The sequence below is a fragment of the Hyphomicrobium sp. genome (assembly GCF_041674905.1).
In the GTDB taxonomy this organism is placed as follows: domain Bacteria; phylum Pseudomonadota; class Alphaproteobacteria; order Rhizobiales; family Hyphomicrobiaceae; genus Hyphomicrobium_B.
In genome coordinates this window covers 1-16162 of record NZ_JBAYUV010000030.1, presented here as the reverse complement: position 1 = coordinate 16162, position 16162 = coordinate 1, and the positions used below count along the sequence as shown (strand labels likewise).

General features: G+C 61.0%; 12 protein-coding genes, 1 other RNA gene, 1 pseudogene and 1 riboswitch. Of the genes and pseudogenes, 2 read left to right on the top strand and 12 right to left on the bottom strand.

All coding sequences use genetic code 11. The features are described from left to right. Positions 1-9 precede the first annotated feature (9 nt). From WC026_RS12260 to mraZ, 9 genes are all read right to left on the bottom strand, one after another. Complete coding sequence (locus WC026_RS12260; protein ID WP_372711270.1) at positions 10-1191, bottom strand: FtsW/RodA/SpoVE family cell cycle protein; 1182 nt, start codon at positions 1189-1191, stop codon at positions 10-12. After that, the gene (murD, locus tag WC026_RS12255; protein WP_372711268.1) at positions 1188-2603 is read right to left on the bottom strand and encodes a UDP-N-acetylmuramoyl-L-alanine--D-glutamate ligase; all 1416 of its coding nucleotides are present in this window, start codon (positions 2601-2603) and stop codon (positions 1188-1190) included. Before murD ends, WC026_RS12260 begins: the two co-directional genes overlap by 4 nt. A gap of 41 nt (positions 2604-2644) precedes the next feature. Continuing rightward, a complete protein-coding gene (mraY, locus tag WC026_RS12250; RefSeq protein WP_372711266.1) occupies positions 2645-3727 on the bottom strand; it encodes a phospho-N-acetylmuramoyl-pentapeptide-transferase in 1083 nt (360 codons plus the stop codon). A 48-nt stretch (positions 3728-3775) separates the two neighbouring features. Continuing rightward, positions 3776-5179, bottom strand: coding sequence for a UDP-N-acetylmuramoylalanyl-D-glutamyl-2,6-diaminopimelate--D-alanyl-D-alanine ligase (locus WC026_RS12245; RefSeq protein ID WP_372711265.1), 1404 nt, complete (start codon positions 5177-5179; stop codon positions 3776-3778). 4 nt (positions 5180-5183) lie between these two features. Continuing rightward, complete coding sequence (locus tag WC026_RS12240; RefSeq protein ID WP_372711263.1) at positions 5184-6629, bottom strand: UDP-N-acetylmuramoyl-L-alanyl-D-glutamate--2,6-diaminopimelate ligase; 1446 nt, start codon at positions 6627-6629, stop codon at positions 5184-5186. 129 nt (positions 6630-6758) lie between these two features. Then, positions 6759-8435 (bottom strand): peptidoglycan D,D-transpeptidase FtsI family protein, encoded by a 1677-nt coding sequence (locus WC026_RS12235; RefSeq protein ID WP_372711262.1) that lies wholly within the window; start codon positions 8433-8435, stop codon positions 6759-6761. Continuing rightward, positions 8425-8724, bottom strand: a complete 300-nt coding sequence (locus WC026_RS12230; RefSeq protein ID WP_372711260.1) for a cell division protein FtsL — start codon at positions 8722-8724, stop codon at positions 8425-8427. Before WC026_RS12230 ends, WC026_RS12235 begins: the two co-directional genes overlap by 11 nt. 39 nt (positions 8725-8763) lie before the next feature. Beyond that, positions 8764-9801 (bottom strand): 16S rRNA (cytosine(1402)-N(4))-methyltransferase RsmH, encoded by a 1038-nt coding sequence (gene rsmH / locus WC026_RS12225; RefSeq protein WP_372711259.1) that lies wholly within the window; start codon positions 9799-9801, stop codon positions 8764-8766. Continuing rightward, the gene (mraZ, locus tag WC026_RS12220) at positions 9798-10289 is read right to left on the bottom strand and encodes a division/cell wall cluster transcriptional repressor MraZ (RefSeq protein ID WP_372711258.1); all 492 of its coding nucleotides are present in this window, start codon (positions 10287-10289) and stop codon (positions 9798-9800) included. The genes rsmH and mraZ overlap by 4 nt, the downstream gene beginning before the upstream one ends. Before the next feature lie 519 nt (positions 10290-10808). Between mraZ and WC026_RS12215 the strand changes: the two are divergent. Next, a pseudogene (locus WC026_RS12215) lies at positions 10809-11692 on the top strand (DUF2189 domain-containing protein). Here WC026_RS12215 and WC026_RS12210 read toward each other — a convergent pair. The 3 genes from WC026_RS12210 to crcB all read right to left on the bottom strand — a co-directional run bounded on the left by WC026_RS12210 (position 11670) and on the right by crcB (position 13700). After that, on the bottom strand, positions 11670-12461 hold the full coding sequence (locus tag WC026_RS12210; protein ID WP_372711257.1) for an alpha/beta hydrolase: 792 nt from the start codon (positions 12459-12461) through the stop codon (positions 11670-11672). The pseudogene WC026_RS12215 and the gene WC026_RS12210 sit on opposite strands and share 23 nt — an antisense overlap. A 197-nt stretch (positions 12462-12658) precedes the next feature. Then, an RNA gene (gene rnpB / locus WC026_RS12205) (RNase P RNA component class A) lies at positions 12659-13168 on the bottom strand. Between the two features lie 100 nt (positions 13169-13268). Beyond that, a complete protein-coding gene (gene crcB, locus WC026_RS12200; RefSeq protein ID WP_372711256.1) occupies positions 13269-13700 on the bottom strand; it encodes a fluoride efflux transporter CrcB in 432 nt (143 codons plus the stop codon). Between the two features lie 34 nt (positions 13701-13734). Then, a riboswitch (Fluoride riboswitch) is annotated at positions 13735-13797 on the bottom strand. Between the two features lie 480 nt (positions 13798-14277). Here crcB and WC026_RS12195 point away from each other — a divergent pair. Further along, positions 14278-16162: TonB-dependent receptor plug domain-containing protein (locus WC026_RS12195; RefSeq protein ID WP_372711255.1), on the top strand; the 1885-nt coding region annotated here is incomplete at its 3' end.

Here is a 16162-nt window from a genome sequence, read left to right as displayed (position 1 = left end):
TTCCCCCGCTCACACAGACGGAGTATGACTTGTGAAATGGGCCTCGTCGATGGTCGGCACGCGGCGCGGCGTTTTTAGCCGCATCGGATCGGGCCGCCAGCGCGTCAGCGCGAGCAGCATCCCAGCCGTGATTGCCAGCGCCAGCATCGACGATCCGCCCGCCGAAATAAACGGCAGCGTCATACCTTTCGGCGGCAATAGCCCAATATTGACGCCCATGTTGATCAGCGCCTGAAGCCCGAGAAGCAGCGACAGTCCCTGCACCGCCAACCGATCGGCGGCGGTCGGCTCATCGCTGGCGCGCTGCATGGCCCGGATCACGATGTAGGCGAAGACCGCGAGCAGCGCGACGCAGGCGATGACGCCGTATTCTTCCCCGATGACGGCAAAGATATAATCCGTGTGCGCGTCGGGCAGCACCGACTTGATCGTGCCCTCACCCGGGCCACGCCCGAAAAATCCGCCTTCGGAAAACGACTGCATCGCGCGCCCGACCTGATAATTTTCGAAAGGCGCCGCGCTGAAAAACTTTTCCAGCCGCGATTGGACGTGCCCGAAATTCATGTACGCAAGCCAGAAGCCGCCGCTGCCGACCAGCACCAGGACGGCCGCGCCGATCGGCGGCAGACCTGCCAGGAGATACAGCAATCCGGCAGTCACGCTGATCAGCACGGTCTGTCCAACGTCGGGCTGCGCAACGAGCAAGCCCGCCATGACGCCCCAGAGCAGAAGCGCCAATGGCAGCGCGGGCATGTCCGAACGCTTGGCCGCTTCGCCATAGAGCCACGCAATGACGACGACGAACGCGGGCTTCGCAAATTCGGACGGCTGCAGCGAATAGCTTCCAAACGTCAGCCAGCGCTGCGCTCCGTTGAGCGCCGTACCCTTGAACAGCACGACGATCATGGCCGCGACCGACGCGAGCAGCAGCACGGCTGCGAGGCGGCGCACGCCCGCCGGCGAAAACAGCGAAATAATGAGCATCAGCGCCGCGCCGATGGCCGCGAAGGTCACGTGCCGTTCGACGAAATAGTAGGTCGGCAAACCCTTCTTGATCGCAACCGCAGGCGACGCCGCGAATGACAGCACGACGCCGAGCGCCACGAGCGCCAGTAACGCCGTCAGCAAACCGCGATCGATCGTGAACGACCAGTCGGCGAGCAAGCTGCGATCGGCGCGCGAAAGTTTCATGAGGCTCCCCGCATTACGACGCCGGGAATGGCTTCGACGAGTTTGCGGAAAGCGTCGCCGCGAACCTCGAAGTTGCGGAACTGGTCGTAGCTCGCGCAGGCAGGCGACAATAAAATTACAGGCTCAGCACCCGCGCTTGCCTTGGCGTCGCGTGATGCGGCGGAAACGGCGGCATCGAGCGTGCCGCTCCGTTCGAACGCGACCTTCCCTTCGAGCGTCCGCGCAAAATCCTCGCTCGACTCGCCGATGAGGTACGCCTTCGCAATGCCGCCGAAGTATTTCTCCAGGGCCGAAATCCCGCCCGCCTTCGGCTTGCCGCCGACGATCCAGAACACGTCGCGCGGAAAAGATAGAAGCGCTTTCTCGGTCGAATCCGCATTCGTCGCCTTGCTGTCATTGACGAACAGCACGCTTTCGATCCGCCCGATTTCCTCCATCCGGTGCGGCAATCCCGGAAATGACGAGAGCGCACCCAGCCAATCAAGGTCAGATGATTGACCGAGCCAGTTCAGGCACTCGCGCACCGTGCCGACGGCTGCGAGCGCATTCTGCGCGTTGTGCTTGCCCCTGAGCGTCGCGATACCGCGCAACGACGTGAGCTTGACGGCCAGCGCCTCGCGATTGCTGCAGATGATCGTATCGTCGAGCAGGCTATAGCCGGGCGCTAACGACTTCTCGGCACTGAAGGCAATCGCCGGACCCGTCTGCACGCGACGCTGTAGCATCGCCAAACCGAAGTCGTCGTCGATCCCGATGGCCGCAATCTCCGCGCTCTCGACAAGCCGCTCCTTGACGGCCGCATAATTTTCAATCGACCCGTGCCGGTCGAGATGATCCGGCGTTACATTCAACATCACGCCGACCGTCGGCGTCAGTGTCGGCGTCAGATCGATTTGAAATGACGACATCTCGATCACGTGAAAGCGGTCGGATGCCGGCTCTTCGAGCGTCAGGATGGCTCGGCCGATATTGCCACCAAGTTGTACATCGCGACCCGCGTGGCGAAGGATATGCGCAATGAGCGCCGTCGTCGTCGACTTGCCGTTGGTGCCGGTGATGGCGATGAACGGCGCGTTCGGAGCATGCGCAGCCCGCTCGCGCGCGAAAATCTCGATATCGCCGATGATCTCGACGCCGCTCGCACGCGCCTTCCTCACCGTCCAGTGCGGTTCCGGATGGGTGAGCGGCACGCCGGGCGCCAAAACCAGCGCCGAAAACTGCGACCAGTCCGTCTGAGACAGATCGACGAGCGGAATGCCTTCCCGCGTCGCTGCGTCTCGACCGGCCGCGCCATCGTCCCAAGCGGCAACGGTCGCGCCGCCCGCCAGAAGCGAACGAGCCGAAGCGATCCCGGAACTTCCGAGACCGAATACGGCGACTGTCTTGCCGTTGAAGGATGTGGCGCGAATCATCGGCTGAAATCTATCGCATCTCACGTCGCTTGGCTGGCGTCCTAGCGCAACTTCAGCGTCGAAAGCCCGATCAGAGCCAGAATGACTGAAATGATCCAGAAGCGAATGACGACGGTCGATTCCTTCCAGCCCTTCTGCTCATAATGGTGGTGAAGCGGTGCCATCTTGAAGACGCGTTTTCCCGTCCACTTGAACGACAGAACCTGGATGATGACCGATAGCGTCTCAAGCACGAAAAGGCCGCCGACGACGGCCAGCACGACCTCATGCTTGATCGCCACCGCAATGGCCCCAAGCGTGCCGCCGAGAGCTAGCGAGCCCGTGTCCCCCATGAAAATCATCGCAGGCGGAGCGTTGAACCAGAGGAAGCCCAGCCCCGCACCGATCAGCGCGCCGCAAACCACCGAAAGCTCGCCAGTTCCCGGCACATGATGAATCTGCAAATAGCCCGCGAACTTCGCGTTGCCCGAAAGATAGGCGATGACACCGAACGTCGCCGCCGCGATCATCACCGGCACGATGGCCAAACCGTCGAGGCCGTCCGTCAGATTGACTGCATTCCCCGCCCCCGCGATGACCAGAACCGCCATGAGGACGAAGAACGGCCCGAGATCGATGACGAGATCCTTGAAGAACGGAAACGTCAGATCGGTGTTGAGCCCTTTGGGTCCGAGCTTCATCAAAATATAGCCCGCGACCGCCGCAACCGCCACTTCCAGCAGAAATCGCGATCGCCCTGAGAACCCGGCCGAAGAGCGCTTCGTCACTTTCAAAAAGTCGTCATAGAAACCGATCGCGCCGTAACAGATCGCGACGCCGAGAACCACCCAGATGTAGCCATTGGAAAGCTGCGCCCAGAGCAGCGTGGAAACCGTCACGCCCGCTAGGATCATCAACCCGCCCATCGTTGGCGTGCCACGCTTCAGAAGATGGCTCTGCGGACCGTCGTCGCGGATCGGCTGCCCCTTGCCCTGCTTGACGCGCAAAAGGTCGATCGTGGCGGGGCCAAACATCAACACGAACAGCAGCGCCGTGAAGATCGCGCCGCCCGACCGGAATGTGATGTAGCGGAAAACGTTCAGCGCGCTGATCTGATCGCTGAAATTGACGAGCTCATAGAGCATGCGCGCAGAATTCTCCCCCTCTTGCCGGTTCGGCCGATGAAACCGGACCTAATTCCCGAACTTGGACTTCAATGCTTCCACGAGCGCGCCAAGCCGCGTCCCATTCGACGCCTTGACCATGATCGCGTCGCCACCGTGCAATTCCGATAACAGGAGAGGCTGCAGCGACGACGAGGTCTGAGCGTAGCCGCCCCTTTTGGACTTCGGTAGGGCATCATAAAGGCCCTTCATATGCGGACCGCAGGCAAATATGAGGTCTATCCCGGCGTCCTCCACAGCGTCTTTGAGCCCGGCATGAAGCTCCGGCGCGTCGGCGCCAAGCTCCAGCATATCGCCCAACACCGCGATTCTGCGTGGAAATTTCTGTCGTGGCACGGATGCGAGCGTCGCCAGCGCGGCCCGCATCGACGCAGGATTGGCGTTGTAGCTCTCATCGATCAGGAGCGCATCGCCCCCCTCGAGATGCAGCACGCTCCTTGCGCCCCGGCCGCCCGGCGGTTGCAGACCGGCGAGCACCGGCAACGCCTTTTCGACGTCGGCGTCGATCGCATCGATGGCCGTAGCGACCGCTAGCGCATTTTCAGCGATATGGCGTCCCGGCATCGCAATCCTGAGAGGAGTGGACCGCTCGCCGAACCGGACGATCAGCTCACTGCCGTCATGGTCGAGCTTTAAATCATCGCCCCGCACGTCGGCACCAGCACCGAAACCGAACGTCACCGGCTTCGCACCGAAACGCTCCGCAATCGACTTCAGCCGTCCCACGTGCGCATTATCGTATTTGATGATGGCCGTACCGTCCGGCACAAGCCCCTCGAAGATTTCGCCCTTTGCATCCGCGATGGCTTCGACGGACGGAAAGTGTTCAAGGTGCACCGCCTCAACCGTCGTGACGATCGCGGCGTGCGGGCGAACCATTTTCGTCAGCGGACGGATTTCGCCCGCGTGATTCATGCCGATCTCGAACACGGCGAACCGCGTTTCGCGCGGCATCTGCGCCAGTGTCAGCGGCACGCCCCAATGATTGTTGTAGGATTTTTCCGAAGCGTGCGTCGCGCCGAGTTGCGCTAGACATGCACGCAGCATCTCCTTAGTCCCGGTTTTGCCCGCACTGCCCGTCACCGCAACGACGCTGGCATCCGGACCGATCCGGTCTCGCGCCGCCCGGCCCAGCGCCTCAAGCGCCTTCAGCGTATCCGGAACGCGAAACAAAGTGCCATCGCCAGGCTGGCGCTGGTACCCCTCCGAAACGAGCGCCGCAGCCGCATCGGCCTTGAATGCAATCGACACAAAGTCGTGGCCGTCACGCTGATCTTTCAACGCCACGAAAAGATCGCCCGCCTGCAGCGTGCGCGTGTCGATCGATATGCCGGTGACCGGCCGGTCGACGCCGCCCTCGGGCTCGACGCCGAGCACGGCGCTCAATTCGGGAAACGTCCACAACGGTTGCATGCTGTCAGCTCTCGAGCGCCTTGCGGATTTCTTCGTGATCCGAGAAGGGCAGGATGCGATCTCCGACAATCTGGCCCGTTTCATGGCCTTTGCCCGCGATCAGCACTACGTCGCCCGGTTGCATCATTCCAACAGCCGTAGCAATGGCCTCCGCACGATTGCCGATCTCGCGAGCCCCTGCAGCGCCATTCAGAACTTCGCGACGGATCAGGGCAGCGTCCTCAGTGCGCGGATTGTCGTCCGTTACGATCGTGACGTCGGCTTTTTCGACCGAAATGCGCCCCATGATCGGCCGCTTGCCCTTGTCGCGATCGCCGCCGCAGCCGAAAACCGAAATCAGACGGCCCGTTACAAACGGCCGGCACGCATCGAGCGCGGCCGCCAGCGCTTCGGGTTTATGCGCGTAGTCGACGACCGCTAGCCCGCCATTACGTTCGCCGATGATTTCCAGCCGCCCCGGCACGCCTTTGAGTTGTTCCAGCGCGGCGAGAACTGCGTCGGTCTTTTCGCCCGTCGCAATCGCAAGCCCCGCCGCGACGAGCGCATTCTCGACCTGATAGGCGCCGACAAGCGGCAGTCGCACTTCATAGCTGCGCCCGTCCGACAATATCCCGATGCGCTGCTGAAACCCGTCGCGCGCCAGCGACGTCCGCCTCAGCGTCTCGCCCGCCCCGCCAACCGTCAGAACGCGAAGGCCCCGCGCACGCGCAGCCGCCACGACATCTGCCGATCGCGCGCCGTCCGAATTGACGACGGCCGGTTGCCCCGGCTGCAGCAGTTCCCTGAAAAGCCGCAGCTTGGCGTTGAGATAAGCCTCTTCCGTCGGATGATAATCCATGTGATCGCGGCCGAGATTCGTGAATGCAGCTGCAGTCAATTCAACGCCATCGAGACGGTTCTGATCGAGCCCATGCGACGATGCTTCGAATGCGAGATGCGTGACGCCTTCATCCGCCAGGGCGGCGAGCGTCGCATGCAATGTCACCGGATCGGGCGTCGTCAGCGAGCCATAAACGGCCCCGTCGGGCTTCACGATGCCGATCGTCCCGAGCGACGCCGCGCTGCGCCCAAGGGATGCAAAAATCTGCCGCGTAAAATCGGCGACCGAGGTCTTGCCGCTCGTCCCCGTCACCGCCACCGTGCAGCGAGGCTGACGCCCGGCAAATTTCGCCGCGATCTTCGCAAGCGCCGCGCGCGGATTATCAACCTCGATCAGGGCGACGCCGGCGGGAACGCTGACGCCTTTGCCCTTGCCGACGAGAATGACGCTGGCACCCCGCGCGAGCGCGTCCGGAACATAAGCCGCGCCGTCGACCTTCGATCCCGGCAGCGCCGCGAAAATGGCTCCCTGCCCGACAGCCGCACTTGCAGCCGTTATTCCCGTGACGGCAATGGAGCCTGCGCCAGGAGGCGGCTCAATGCCGGCCGGCAGCACATCGCTAAGCCGCATAGCTCCCCTCGCCCATATCGCTCTCGGTCCCTTCAAAGCGCCAAGAACGACGCCGACACCAATTCGCGCGAGTTAGATACGTGCCCGACCCCTCGGACGTCAAATCCGCCCCGGTTCTCGCCGGGGCGATCACTGACTCGCGGCCACGTCCATCGGCGCCACGCCAAGTTGCCCGGCGATCCGCGAGATCAGGCGTCCGGTGACCGGCGCCGCAGTGTAGCCAGCGGTGTGCTGGCCCTTCGTCTCCGTCGTTCCCTTGGGATCGAACAATATGACGAAGGTCAGATATTGCGGGTCGTCCATCGGGAACGCGCCAAGAAACGACGAAATCACGGACTTCGAAGAATACCCGCCGCGACCTGGCATATCGGCTGTGCCGGTCTTGCCGCCGACGCGATAGCCCGGAACGTCGGCTTCCTTGCCGGTCCCGTCCGGCGCGGTCACATTGAGGCGCATCAGGCGCGCCATGTCGCGGGATGTTGCGCGCGTAACGAGCGATTTCTCGGCTGCCAGATCGCCGCCGTAGCGCTTGAGAAATGTTGGATGAACCGGCTTGCCATCATTCAGGATCGACGCCGTTGCCGCCGCGAACTGCAACGGCGCGACCGCGAGACCGTGCCCGTACGATATTGTGATCGTCGACGCCTTGCCCCACTTCGGCGGCAACTGCGGCGGAGCAACCGGGCCTTCTTCGGTTTTGAGCGGCGACAGCATCCCGAACTTGCGTAGAAAACCTTCGAATTTCTCCGGCCCGGCCTGCAGAGCGAGCATGCCCGCACCGATGTTGGAGGAATGCGTGAAGATTTCCGTCACGCTCAACGGCCGGTTCGCGGGATGATAGTCCGTCACCGTGAAGCGACCGACCTCGAGGGGCTTGCGCACGTCGAGGATCGTATCGGGCTTGGCGAGTCCCTCGTCGAACGCCATCGCAATCGTCAGCGTCTTGAAGACGGAGCCGAGTTCGTAGGTGCCTGCGGTCACCCGGTCGAGATATTTGTCGTCACGCGCCTGCGCCGGCCACGACGGATCGATCCTCGGCATTGACGCACTGGCCAGCACCTCACCGGTCTTGATGTTGAGAACGACGCCAGCAGAGCCGGCGGCTCTATACTTTTTCTCGGCATCATCGAGTTCGTCTTCGAGCGCGTGCTGGACACCGATGTCGAGCGAGAGCCGCACCGGCATCCGCGTCGAAAGCGCCGCCGCGTGGACCGGATCGGTGCCGACGCTGTCGTCGATGTATTTCTCGATGCCGGTGAGACCACGATTGTCGACGTTGACCGTCCCCAGCACATGACCGCCAAGCAAACCGGCGGGGTAGGCCCGTTTCAACTCGTAGCGGAAGGAAAGTCCGGGAAGCCCGAGATCATGCACGCGCTGCGCGATCTTCGGCGACACGCCCCGGCGCACCCAGACGAAACGGCGCGAGCGGTCGGATAAGGCCCGCAGCAGATCTTTCTGGTCTATATCCGGCAAAACCGTCGCGAGCTTCTCGACCAACTCGTCTCGATCGAGCACGACGCCCGGATCGGCATAGATCGACGGCGCTTCGAGATCGGTCGCCATAAGCCGTCCGTTGCGGTCGACGATATCGGGACGGCTGAAGCTCGTCGCGACCGGCTCCGAAACGGCAAGCGTCACGGCCGCTTGATGACCAGCAGCAAGTGTCAGAAGATGGATCGCGACCTCTGCGAACGCGAAAAAGAGAAACGCATAGACGACGGTCTCGGTCGCGCTGCGGGTGCGTCGCTTGCGGACCTCATCGGGCCCCGCGCGGCCGATCGCTAAACTTGCCTCAGCGACCATTTCCACGATCCTGCTGGTCGGCGAGATCGGAAACTTCGCGCCCATTCGCGAACTGATCGACACGCGGCGGAGCAAGACCGATCTGCCGCGCTAGCCCGTCGATCCGATCCGGGCGCGCGAGCGTTCCGCGTTCCGCCTTCAGCACGGCGATATCGTCTCGGGCACGTTCCGCGACGCGCTCTTTGGCCTGCACTTCAGTCTCGAGACGCCGCGTATCGTAGTTGAGACCGTAAAGAAGCAATGCGCTCGTAATCGCAAAGAAAAACGCGGCAATGTTCAGGAGACGCATGGCGGCCCTCTCCGTTTACTCTGGACTCAACCTAAAATACTAATCCTCAAATCCCGGAAAACCCAACGTTTCAAGGGTGAGGGGCCAGGGATCCGCTTCCGTGCGAAAAGCTGCTCTGAGGCGTGCCGACCGAGCACGCGGGTTCACATCCAATTCACCTTTAGAAGGTGTTAACGGTCGCGAGTTAACAATTCGGAAACTTGGGGCAGCGCTTTTTATCGATTCTGTTGGGAAATGCCGCGAAACGGAGGCGGTTTTTCCGCTTCGCTCAGCGATGAATTTTTTAACGATCCGGTCTTCGAGACTGTGAAAGGAAACGACGACGAGCCGCCCGCCGGGCTTCAGAATTCGCTCAGCAGCCGATAGCGCGGAAGCCAACTCGCCAAGCTCGTCATTGATGAAAATCCGTAATGCCTGAAACGTCCGCGTCGCCGGATGCCGTCCGTCGATCTTGCGGCCGTGAAAAACGTGGGACACTGCATCGGCGAGTTCGCGCGTCCGCGTGAACGGCGCGCCCGTGCGCCGTCTGACGATCGCGCGCGCAATCGCTCGCGACTTATGCTCTTCACCAAACGCATAGATGACGTTGGCGATTTTTTCTTCCGCAGCCGTGTTGATGAAGTCGGCGGCCGTCTGACCGTCACTCGACATCCGCATGTCGAGCGGCCCGTCATGCTGAAACGAAAATCCGCGCTCCGCATTGTCGAGCTGCATCGATGAAACGCCGATATCGAGCACGACGCCGTCCACATGCGCGCCGCCGAGCGCTTCGCGTGCGACCTCATCGAGCCTGCTGAACGGTGACTCGACGAGCGTCAGCCGCTTGCCTAACTCGGCCTGCAGAGACGCCGCGCCGTGAATGGCATTGGGATCACGATCGAGCGCCAGAACCTGACATTCGGCCGCCTCGAGGATCGCGCGCGTATACCCGCCCGCGCCGAACGTGCCGTCGATGTAGATTTCGCCGTCCGTCGGCGCCAGCGTTCCGAGCACTTCGGAACGAAGCACGGGAATGTGGCGCGGAGGCTTTTCAGCCGGCCCCAGCGAGGCGCCCTCTGCCCCGCCACCGCGCGTCATTCCCGTGCTCCCGCGTCACCGTCGTCGTTCGACGCGCGACTACCCGCTGCGAAAAGTTTGCGCGTCACCTGGACTTTGCTACGCGCTTCGGCCCGGCGCTTTTCGAAGCGTCCAGGCTCCCAGATCTGAAACTTGTCACCGAGGCCAACAAACGTGACGGCGGCGTCCAGGCCGGCGTGCGCGCGAAGGCTCTCAGGAAGGACGATGCGGCCGTCGCCATCGATCGTGAGAACCTGGACGTCGCCATAGAGTGCGACAGACAGCTCGTCGCGCTCGTCCGAATAGTCCGGCAGGCCCGCGAGAAGCCCGTCGATTTTTTTTGCAAGTCTTTCGCCGCCTGCATCGAGCGCAGGAGCGTCGAGCGAGGGGTAGCAATAGAGGCCGCCCGCGTATCCGTCGCGCTCCAGGACGGCGCGAAACGAGGCCGGGATTGAAACGCGGCCTTTGGCGTCGATCTTGTTTGTGAATGTCGAGACAAAGCGGTCCATCTCCCAGCTAACGAATACTCGCCCTCCTCACTCGCTACTGATCACTACACTTTGCCGTCCCGGCGGCCGGCTCCCCGCAGGGGAGTCGCCGGGACTCAATCAAAGAACTTGTTCACTTCGGCCGGCGCGCGGAACGCGTGTCGCCCGAAACATCAAGAAAGAGGCCGTGGCGGTCGCTCAGATCCGGGCCCTCAACCAAACCGGCGCCCTACCACGGTATCCTGCCCGGTGCGGATGGGCTTATATGGGATCGCATGGGATTATACGGTCGTCAACGGTTTCTTAAGGATATTTCTGCCCCGGCGCGGATTTACATCACGCCCTTTACAGGCGAGGCCCGCCGAAAAGGCACCGCATCACTAAAAAAACTAGTCCTTTCAATATGATGTAAAAAGAGAGCGGCGCTCACGGCATCATGAATTGACCTTGCCTGCAGTCGGCGCATCATCAGGGGTTCAGGCGAAGCGGGGCGTGCACGAGAGTGCCGAAGATCCCTTGTGGACTGCGGCACCGCAGCTCATGGGTGCCAACATGACGAACCCTAGGCCTGAAACCCCAGCTTTCCATCCCATCCTCAATCCAGGCACCGAGCTTCGCTGGCCCGCGTCCGGCCTCTGGCGCGATGGCGAGCCCGACGTCCGCAAAATCGCGATCGCCGATGTGTGGGATTCGCTCGCAAGAGGCGTCGACGACTTTCGCGCCATGCCGACGCACGTCTTTTTCGCGTGCATCATCTATCCAGTTGTCGGCATCGTTCTGGCACGACTTCTGTTCGGCTACGAACTGTTGCCGCTGATCTATCCAATGGCGGCGGGCTTCGCGCTGCTCGGTCCCTTCGTCGCGATCGGCCTCTACGAATTGAGCCGCCGCCGAGAGCTTGGCCTGGACACGTCGCCTACACGCGCGTTCGACGTTCTTAAAAGACCCGGCATTGGCGCGATCCTGCGCTTGGGTCTCGTGCTTGCCGCCATTTTGGATGGCTCTATACCGCAAATCTCATCCATACGCAGCTGTTTGGCGGTGAAGCATCATCGCCTGAGCAGTTCTGGAATCAGCTAACGACGACCGCGCGAGGCACGCAACTCATCATCGTCGGCAACACCGTCGGCTTTGTCTTCGCGCTGGTCGTCCTGGTGACGAGCGTCGTCTCGTTCCCGATGCTCGTCGATCGCGACGGCAGCGCCGCGACGGCAGTTCGAACATCCATACGCGCCGCGATTGAAAATCCCGGACCCGTGGCCTTGTGGGGATTGATCGTCGCGATCGGTCTGCTCCTCGGAGCGATGCCGTTCTTGATTGGCCTCGCCGTCGTGCTCCCGATCCTCGGGCACGCGACATGGCATTTGTATCGCAAGCTCGTCGTCCCTGAGAAACTCGACGCTAACGAGCCTGCGCTTCGATGAATGAAGCAATCGCCGGAACGAGATCCGGCGCCAGCGGCTTATCGAACGCGCTGTATATTGCGAAATTCGCAGCGCGTTCTTTCGGCGCTTGGCGCAGGACGTGATTCATTCCGGCGATGATGACGAGACCGGAATTTGCTTTCGCGGCTGCCAAGCGCTGCGCATCGCCGACGCCGATCTGCAGATCATGCGTCCCTTGCACGATCAGCACCGGCACGGCGATCTCTGCAAGCTCTGCCGCCGGATCGAGCGGCAACCACGATATGAGATACGGCTGCACGCTCGATCGATAGAGCGCCAAAAGCTCCGGCGGAACATCGGAAACCGGAACGCCGCGCGCCAGGCTTTCGGAAATTCGCTTCGATGCGTCTTGCAAGTGATCGGGAACGCCGGCATCCGAAAGCTGCCGCGCAATGATCTTGCCAGCCGGCTCGCCCGCTCCCGCGACAAGAATGAGCCCAGCGACGTCGGCCTGCTCAGCCGCGAGCGTCGCAATCAAGGCGCCCTCGCTGTGCCCGAGAATGAAAATCTGAACGGCGTTCGGGCGTGCGCGGAGAAAAGCCAGCCAGCCCACAGCATCGTCGACATACGTTTTGATCCGCACGTCGTCCTCGCGCATCTCGGCAGTGCGGCTCCTTCCGACACCACGCTTGTCGATGCGCAACGACGCGATACCGCGATCAGCAAGCCCACGAGCCAAAAGCTTCAAACTGTCGTTGCGCAAGCCGGGCAAATTTCCGTCGCGGTCGACGGGGCCTGATCCAGCCATATCAAGACGGTCGCGTGCTTCGCGCCGCTCTCTGGCACAACGAACGAGCCGTGCAAGCCGTCTCGCGCAACGTCTTCTTCCGATCCCGACATCGCAGGTCCAGTGAGCATCACGACGATGAACAGCAAAGAGAGCAGTACAGACAGCAGCCGCGTGCGTACTTCCGAAATACGTTTGCCAATTCTGCGCAACAAGAAAGTACCAGCCGGCCTGTAAGCCGGGTTCTGTTTGGAGATAGCCCAACACCGGCTTGCCGAGTGTTGGCCAAAAAATACCTCCGCGACGGCCATTCATCTGGGACGCCTGTTGCCAGACGCCTCGTGCAATCAACCCGGATGAGATGCGTGATGACACGCCCCGCGTCTGCGGTTTTCCGCTCCGCGCGCCCATCCCTATTCGATCTTGCTCCCGGTGGGGTTTGCCCTGCCGCTTCTGTCACCAGAAGCGCGGTGCGCTCTTACCGCACCTTTTCACCCTTACCTCGCCTTGCGCAGCTAACCCTTGCGGGCTTGCCGCGCAGGCTGCAATGCAGCCAAGGCGGGCGGTATGTTCTCTGTGGCACTTTCCCTGGGGTCGCCCCCGGCGGCCGTTAGCCGCCACCGTGTCATCATGGAGCCCGGACTTTCCTCCACCGGATGTTTTGCTCGCGCGCCTTTAGAGCGCGTTTCGCCACAACGAAGTCCGGCAGCGGCCGCCCGGCCGGCTGGTCCGGCGACATAAGCGACGCGACGACGGAAACGTCAAGAGCTGACAATCAAAACCGGTGAAGGTTTCGTTTGCGCGAATGAGCTTGGGAGCCGGAAGCCGTCAAACGTCTTCTTCGATCGCCGACTGAGCAATCTCGGTCGCTCCGCCATTGAAGTGCGCGCCGACAACATGACCAATGGCAACGGCACCAATACAAAGCGCAACCGACAGCGCGATATTCAAGGCGGCGCGGCCGAGAGCACCATCTCTCAGCAAGTCGAGTGTTTGCAGGCTAAACGATGAGAAGGTCGTATAGCCGCCGCAGATTCCGATCATCACGAACAGCCGGAATTCGTCCGACATGGGAAATCGGCCATGCGCCAGCGTCAGCGTTCCGAAAAGTCCGATGATGAACGACCCCGTGATATTGACGATGATCGTGCCCCAGGGCAGCTGGCTGCTGATCGGCAGCGCGAACAACGACACCAGATAGCGCATCAATGTCCCGAGCGCTCCGCCGGCCATGACGATCAGGCATGTCGCGAAATTCATATGGCTCTCCTTACCTGCATTTCGAAAAAATGCGGTTTCATCAGGAGTCATCAGCCCTGGCGGCGGTTATCGGGGGAACCCCATCCCCATCAGAGCCATCAATACACGAAAACCGCCAAAGGCTAAACGGTCTGCAGGATAAAAAGAACGTCGTGCGTACGGATGGACAGGGAGAACAGATGAATCACTGCCATGCCGATTGATTAACCCGCAGATTGATGCTTCCGACCGCCATATCGCTGATCGCCAGTCTGAATTACCGCATCGCGGCCAGAAAAACGTACTTGCCTCTTCATTGCAGAACAAACGACGAGTTCCCTCCCCCACTAGCCGCCTCAGGCACCCACACCGATCCGCACGACGAATGGTTTAGACACTCCAGGCAGAATTAAGAAATACCAATTTTGATATAGGTCAAACATATCGCCATACGATATTATGGCGTAAAAATACAACGCCCAAACCGCATAAGAAAATAAATTTAAAATGCCACGTTGGAGGCTTTAAAAATTCGATATAGCCGTCTGGCTATCATTGATAGCCACTCGGCTATATCTAGGTCTCTGGGGGGAGTCCAATGCGTTCGAAAAACGTTTGTGCGTCGGCGTGCATTGCGCTGGCGATGACGGCGGCTGGCAATTTGCATGCGCAGGAAGCCGGCGTGAGCAGTCAAGGCGCATCCGAAGTCGCGCTACCGCCCGTTGTGGTTGCGTCTCCGAAGCAACGCATCGCTCAAAAACCGCGATCGAAGCCGAAAGGCTCCGACACGGCTCAAGCAGGTTCAACCAGTGCCCAGGCCGAAAACGTCGATGCCGAGGGCAGCGGAGGGGACGGCGGCTTGCCCGGCAACGGCCTGCCGGGAACGGCCGGAGTCTTCACGCTTGGCCAAATCGACATGGTCGGCGGCAGCGCGATCACCAACGATGCAATGTGGACCTTTTCGAAGACCACCTTGGATCAGGCGCTGGCACTGGCTCCAGGCGTGGCGGCCTCGAATTCAGGCGGCACCCGCAACGAACAGTTGATTTTTGTTCGCGGTTTTGACCGGTGGCAGGTTCCGATCTCAATCGATGGAATCACAATCTACCGCCCCGCAGATAATCGCATCGATTTCGCCAGCTTTTTGACGGCGGATGTATCGCAAGTTCAAATCGCAAAAGGCTACACGTCGGTTCTCAACGGCCCCGGCGGCATGGGCGGCGCCATCAACCTCGTGACCAAGAAGCCGACAAAAGCCGTCGAAGGCGAAGTCCAGGGCGGCATGATGTTCGGCACCGACGGACAGTATGAAGGCTACAAAACATACGCATCGCTCGGAACGCGGCAACGTGGATACTATGCCCAGGTTAGCGGCGCTCTTTTGGATACCGACGGCTGGTTCCTGTCCAACGACTTCAAGCCGACGGCGGTCGAGAATGGCGGCAAGCGCGATCATTCCTACAAGGACAATTGGCAAATCAGCGCGAAGCTCGGCCTGACGCCGAACGCGACGGACGATTACTCCATCAACTTCGTGCGCATGAATAACGCCAAGGGAGCGCCGTATCATGTGACGGATCCCGTCGCGACGCAGCGCTATTGGGATTGGCCGGATACGACACAGCAGAACCTCTATTGGCTCTCCCACACAAAGCTTGGATCGGCGTCGTTCGTCGAAACGAAGGCCTACTACACGACGTTCCAAGATAAACTGATGAGCTACGACGATCCGGCTCAGACCACGCAGACAAAACCGTCTTCATTCATCAGCGATTACGACGACTGGGCCGGCGGCGGCAGCATCCTTTTCGGAACCGATGTAACACCGTGGGATACATTCAAGGCGACGTTCTTTTATCGTCGGGACCAGCACGACGAAACACAGGCCTACAATGTCAAGAATAAACCATGCGGATCGACGAAGCCCTGCTTCCAAGAACCGAGCCAGACCGACCTCGAAGACACCTATTCAATCGCCCTTGAAAACACGGTTCACGCGACCAACCGGATCGATATCGTCACGGGCGTAAGCTATGACTGGCGCAAACTTTACAAAGCCGAGGAATTCACCACGGACCTTGGCATGTTCGAATACAACAAGAAAGATTCGGACGCCTTCAACTGGCAAAGCGCGATCGTGTATCGTGCCGATGACTTCAACACATGGCATGCCAGCGTATCTGACCGCACGCGCTTCCCGACCATCTTCGAGCGCTTCAGTTCAAGGTTTGGCGGAGCCACGTCCAATCCGGACCTCGAGGCCGAGCGGTCCATCAATTACGAAGTCGGTTGGACGGGTGCGTTCGCACGCAACAGCCAGATGTCGGCGGCGGTCTTCTACAGCGACGTTACCAACCTTATTTGTCAACGCCGGAGAGAATGTGCAGCAGATTTCCGGAGCAAAAGTGCAGCACCGACGCCAGCAAGAAGGCCCCCGATATCGGGGGCCTTCTTGCTTATGGAGCCTTATTGCTGCGCGGTTT

Excerpts from the sequence above, each read along its gene's own strand:
- WC026_RS12260 (WP_372711270.1), bottom strand. The coding sequence starts at position 1,191 with ATGAAACTTTCGCGCGCCGATCGCAGCTTGCTCGCCGACTGGTCGTTC.
- murD (WP_372711268.1), bottom strand. The coding sequence starts at position 2,603 with ATGATTCGCGCCACATCCTTCAACGGCAAGACAGTCGCCGTATTCGGT.
- mraY (WP_372711266.1), bottom strand. The coding sequence starts at position 3,727 with ATGCTCTATGAGCTCGTCAATTTCAGCGATCAGATCAGCGCGCTGAAC.
- WC026_RS12245 (WP_372711265.1), bottom strand. The coding sequence starts at position 5,179 with ATGCAACCGTTGTGGACGTTTCCCGAATTGAGCGCCGTGCTCGGCGTC.
- WC026_RS12240 (WP_372711263.1), bottom strand. The coding sequence starts at position 6,629 with ATGCGGCTTAGCGATGTGCTGCCGGCCGGCATTGAGCCGCCTCCTGGC.
- WC026_RS12235 (WP_372711262.1), bottom strand. The coding sequence starts at position 8,435 with ATGGTCGCTGAGGCAAGTTTAGCGATCGGCCGCGCGGGGCCCGATGAG.
- WC026_RS12230 (WP_372711260.1), bottom strand. The coding sequence starts at position 8,724 with ATGCGTCTCCTGAACATTGCCGCGTTTTTCTTTGCGATTACGAGCGCA.
- rsmH (WP_372711259.1), bottom strand. The coding sequence starts at position 9,801 with ATGACGCGCGGTGGCGGGGCAGAGGGCGCCTCGCTGGGGCCGGCTGAA.
- mraZ (WP_372711258.1), bottom strand. The coding sequence starts at position 10,289 with ATGGACCGCTTTGTCTCGACATTCACAAACAAGATCGACGCCAAAGGC.
- WC026_RS12210 (WP_372711257.1), bottom strand. The coding sequence starts at position 12,461 with ATGGCTGGATCAGGCCCCGTCGACCGCGACGGAAATTTGCCCGGCTTG.
- crcB (WP_372711256.1), bottom strand. The coding sequence starts at position 13,700 with ATGAATTTCGCGACATGCCTGATCGTCATGGCCGGCGGAGCGCTCGGG.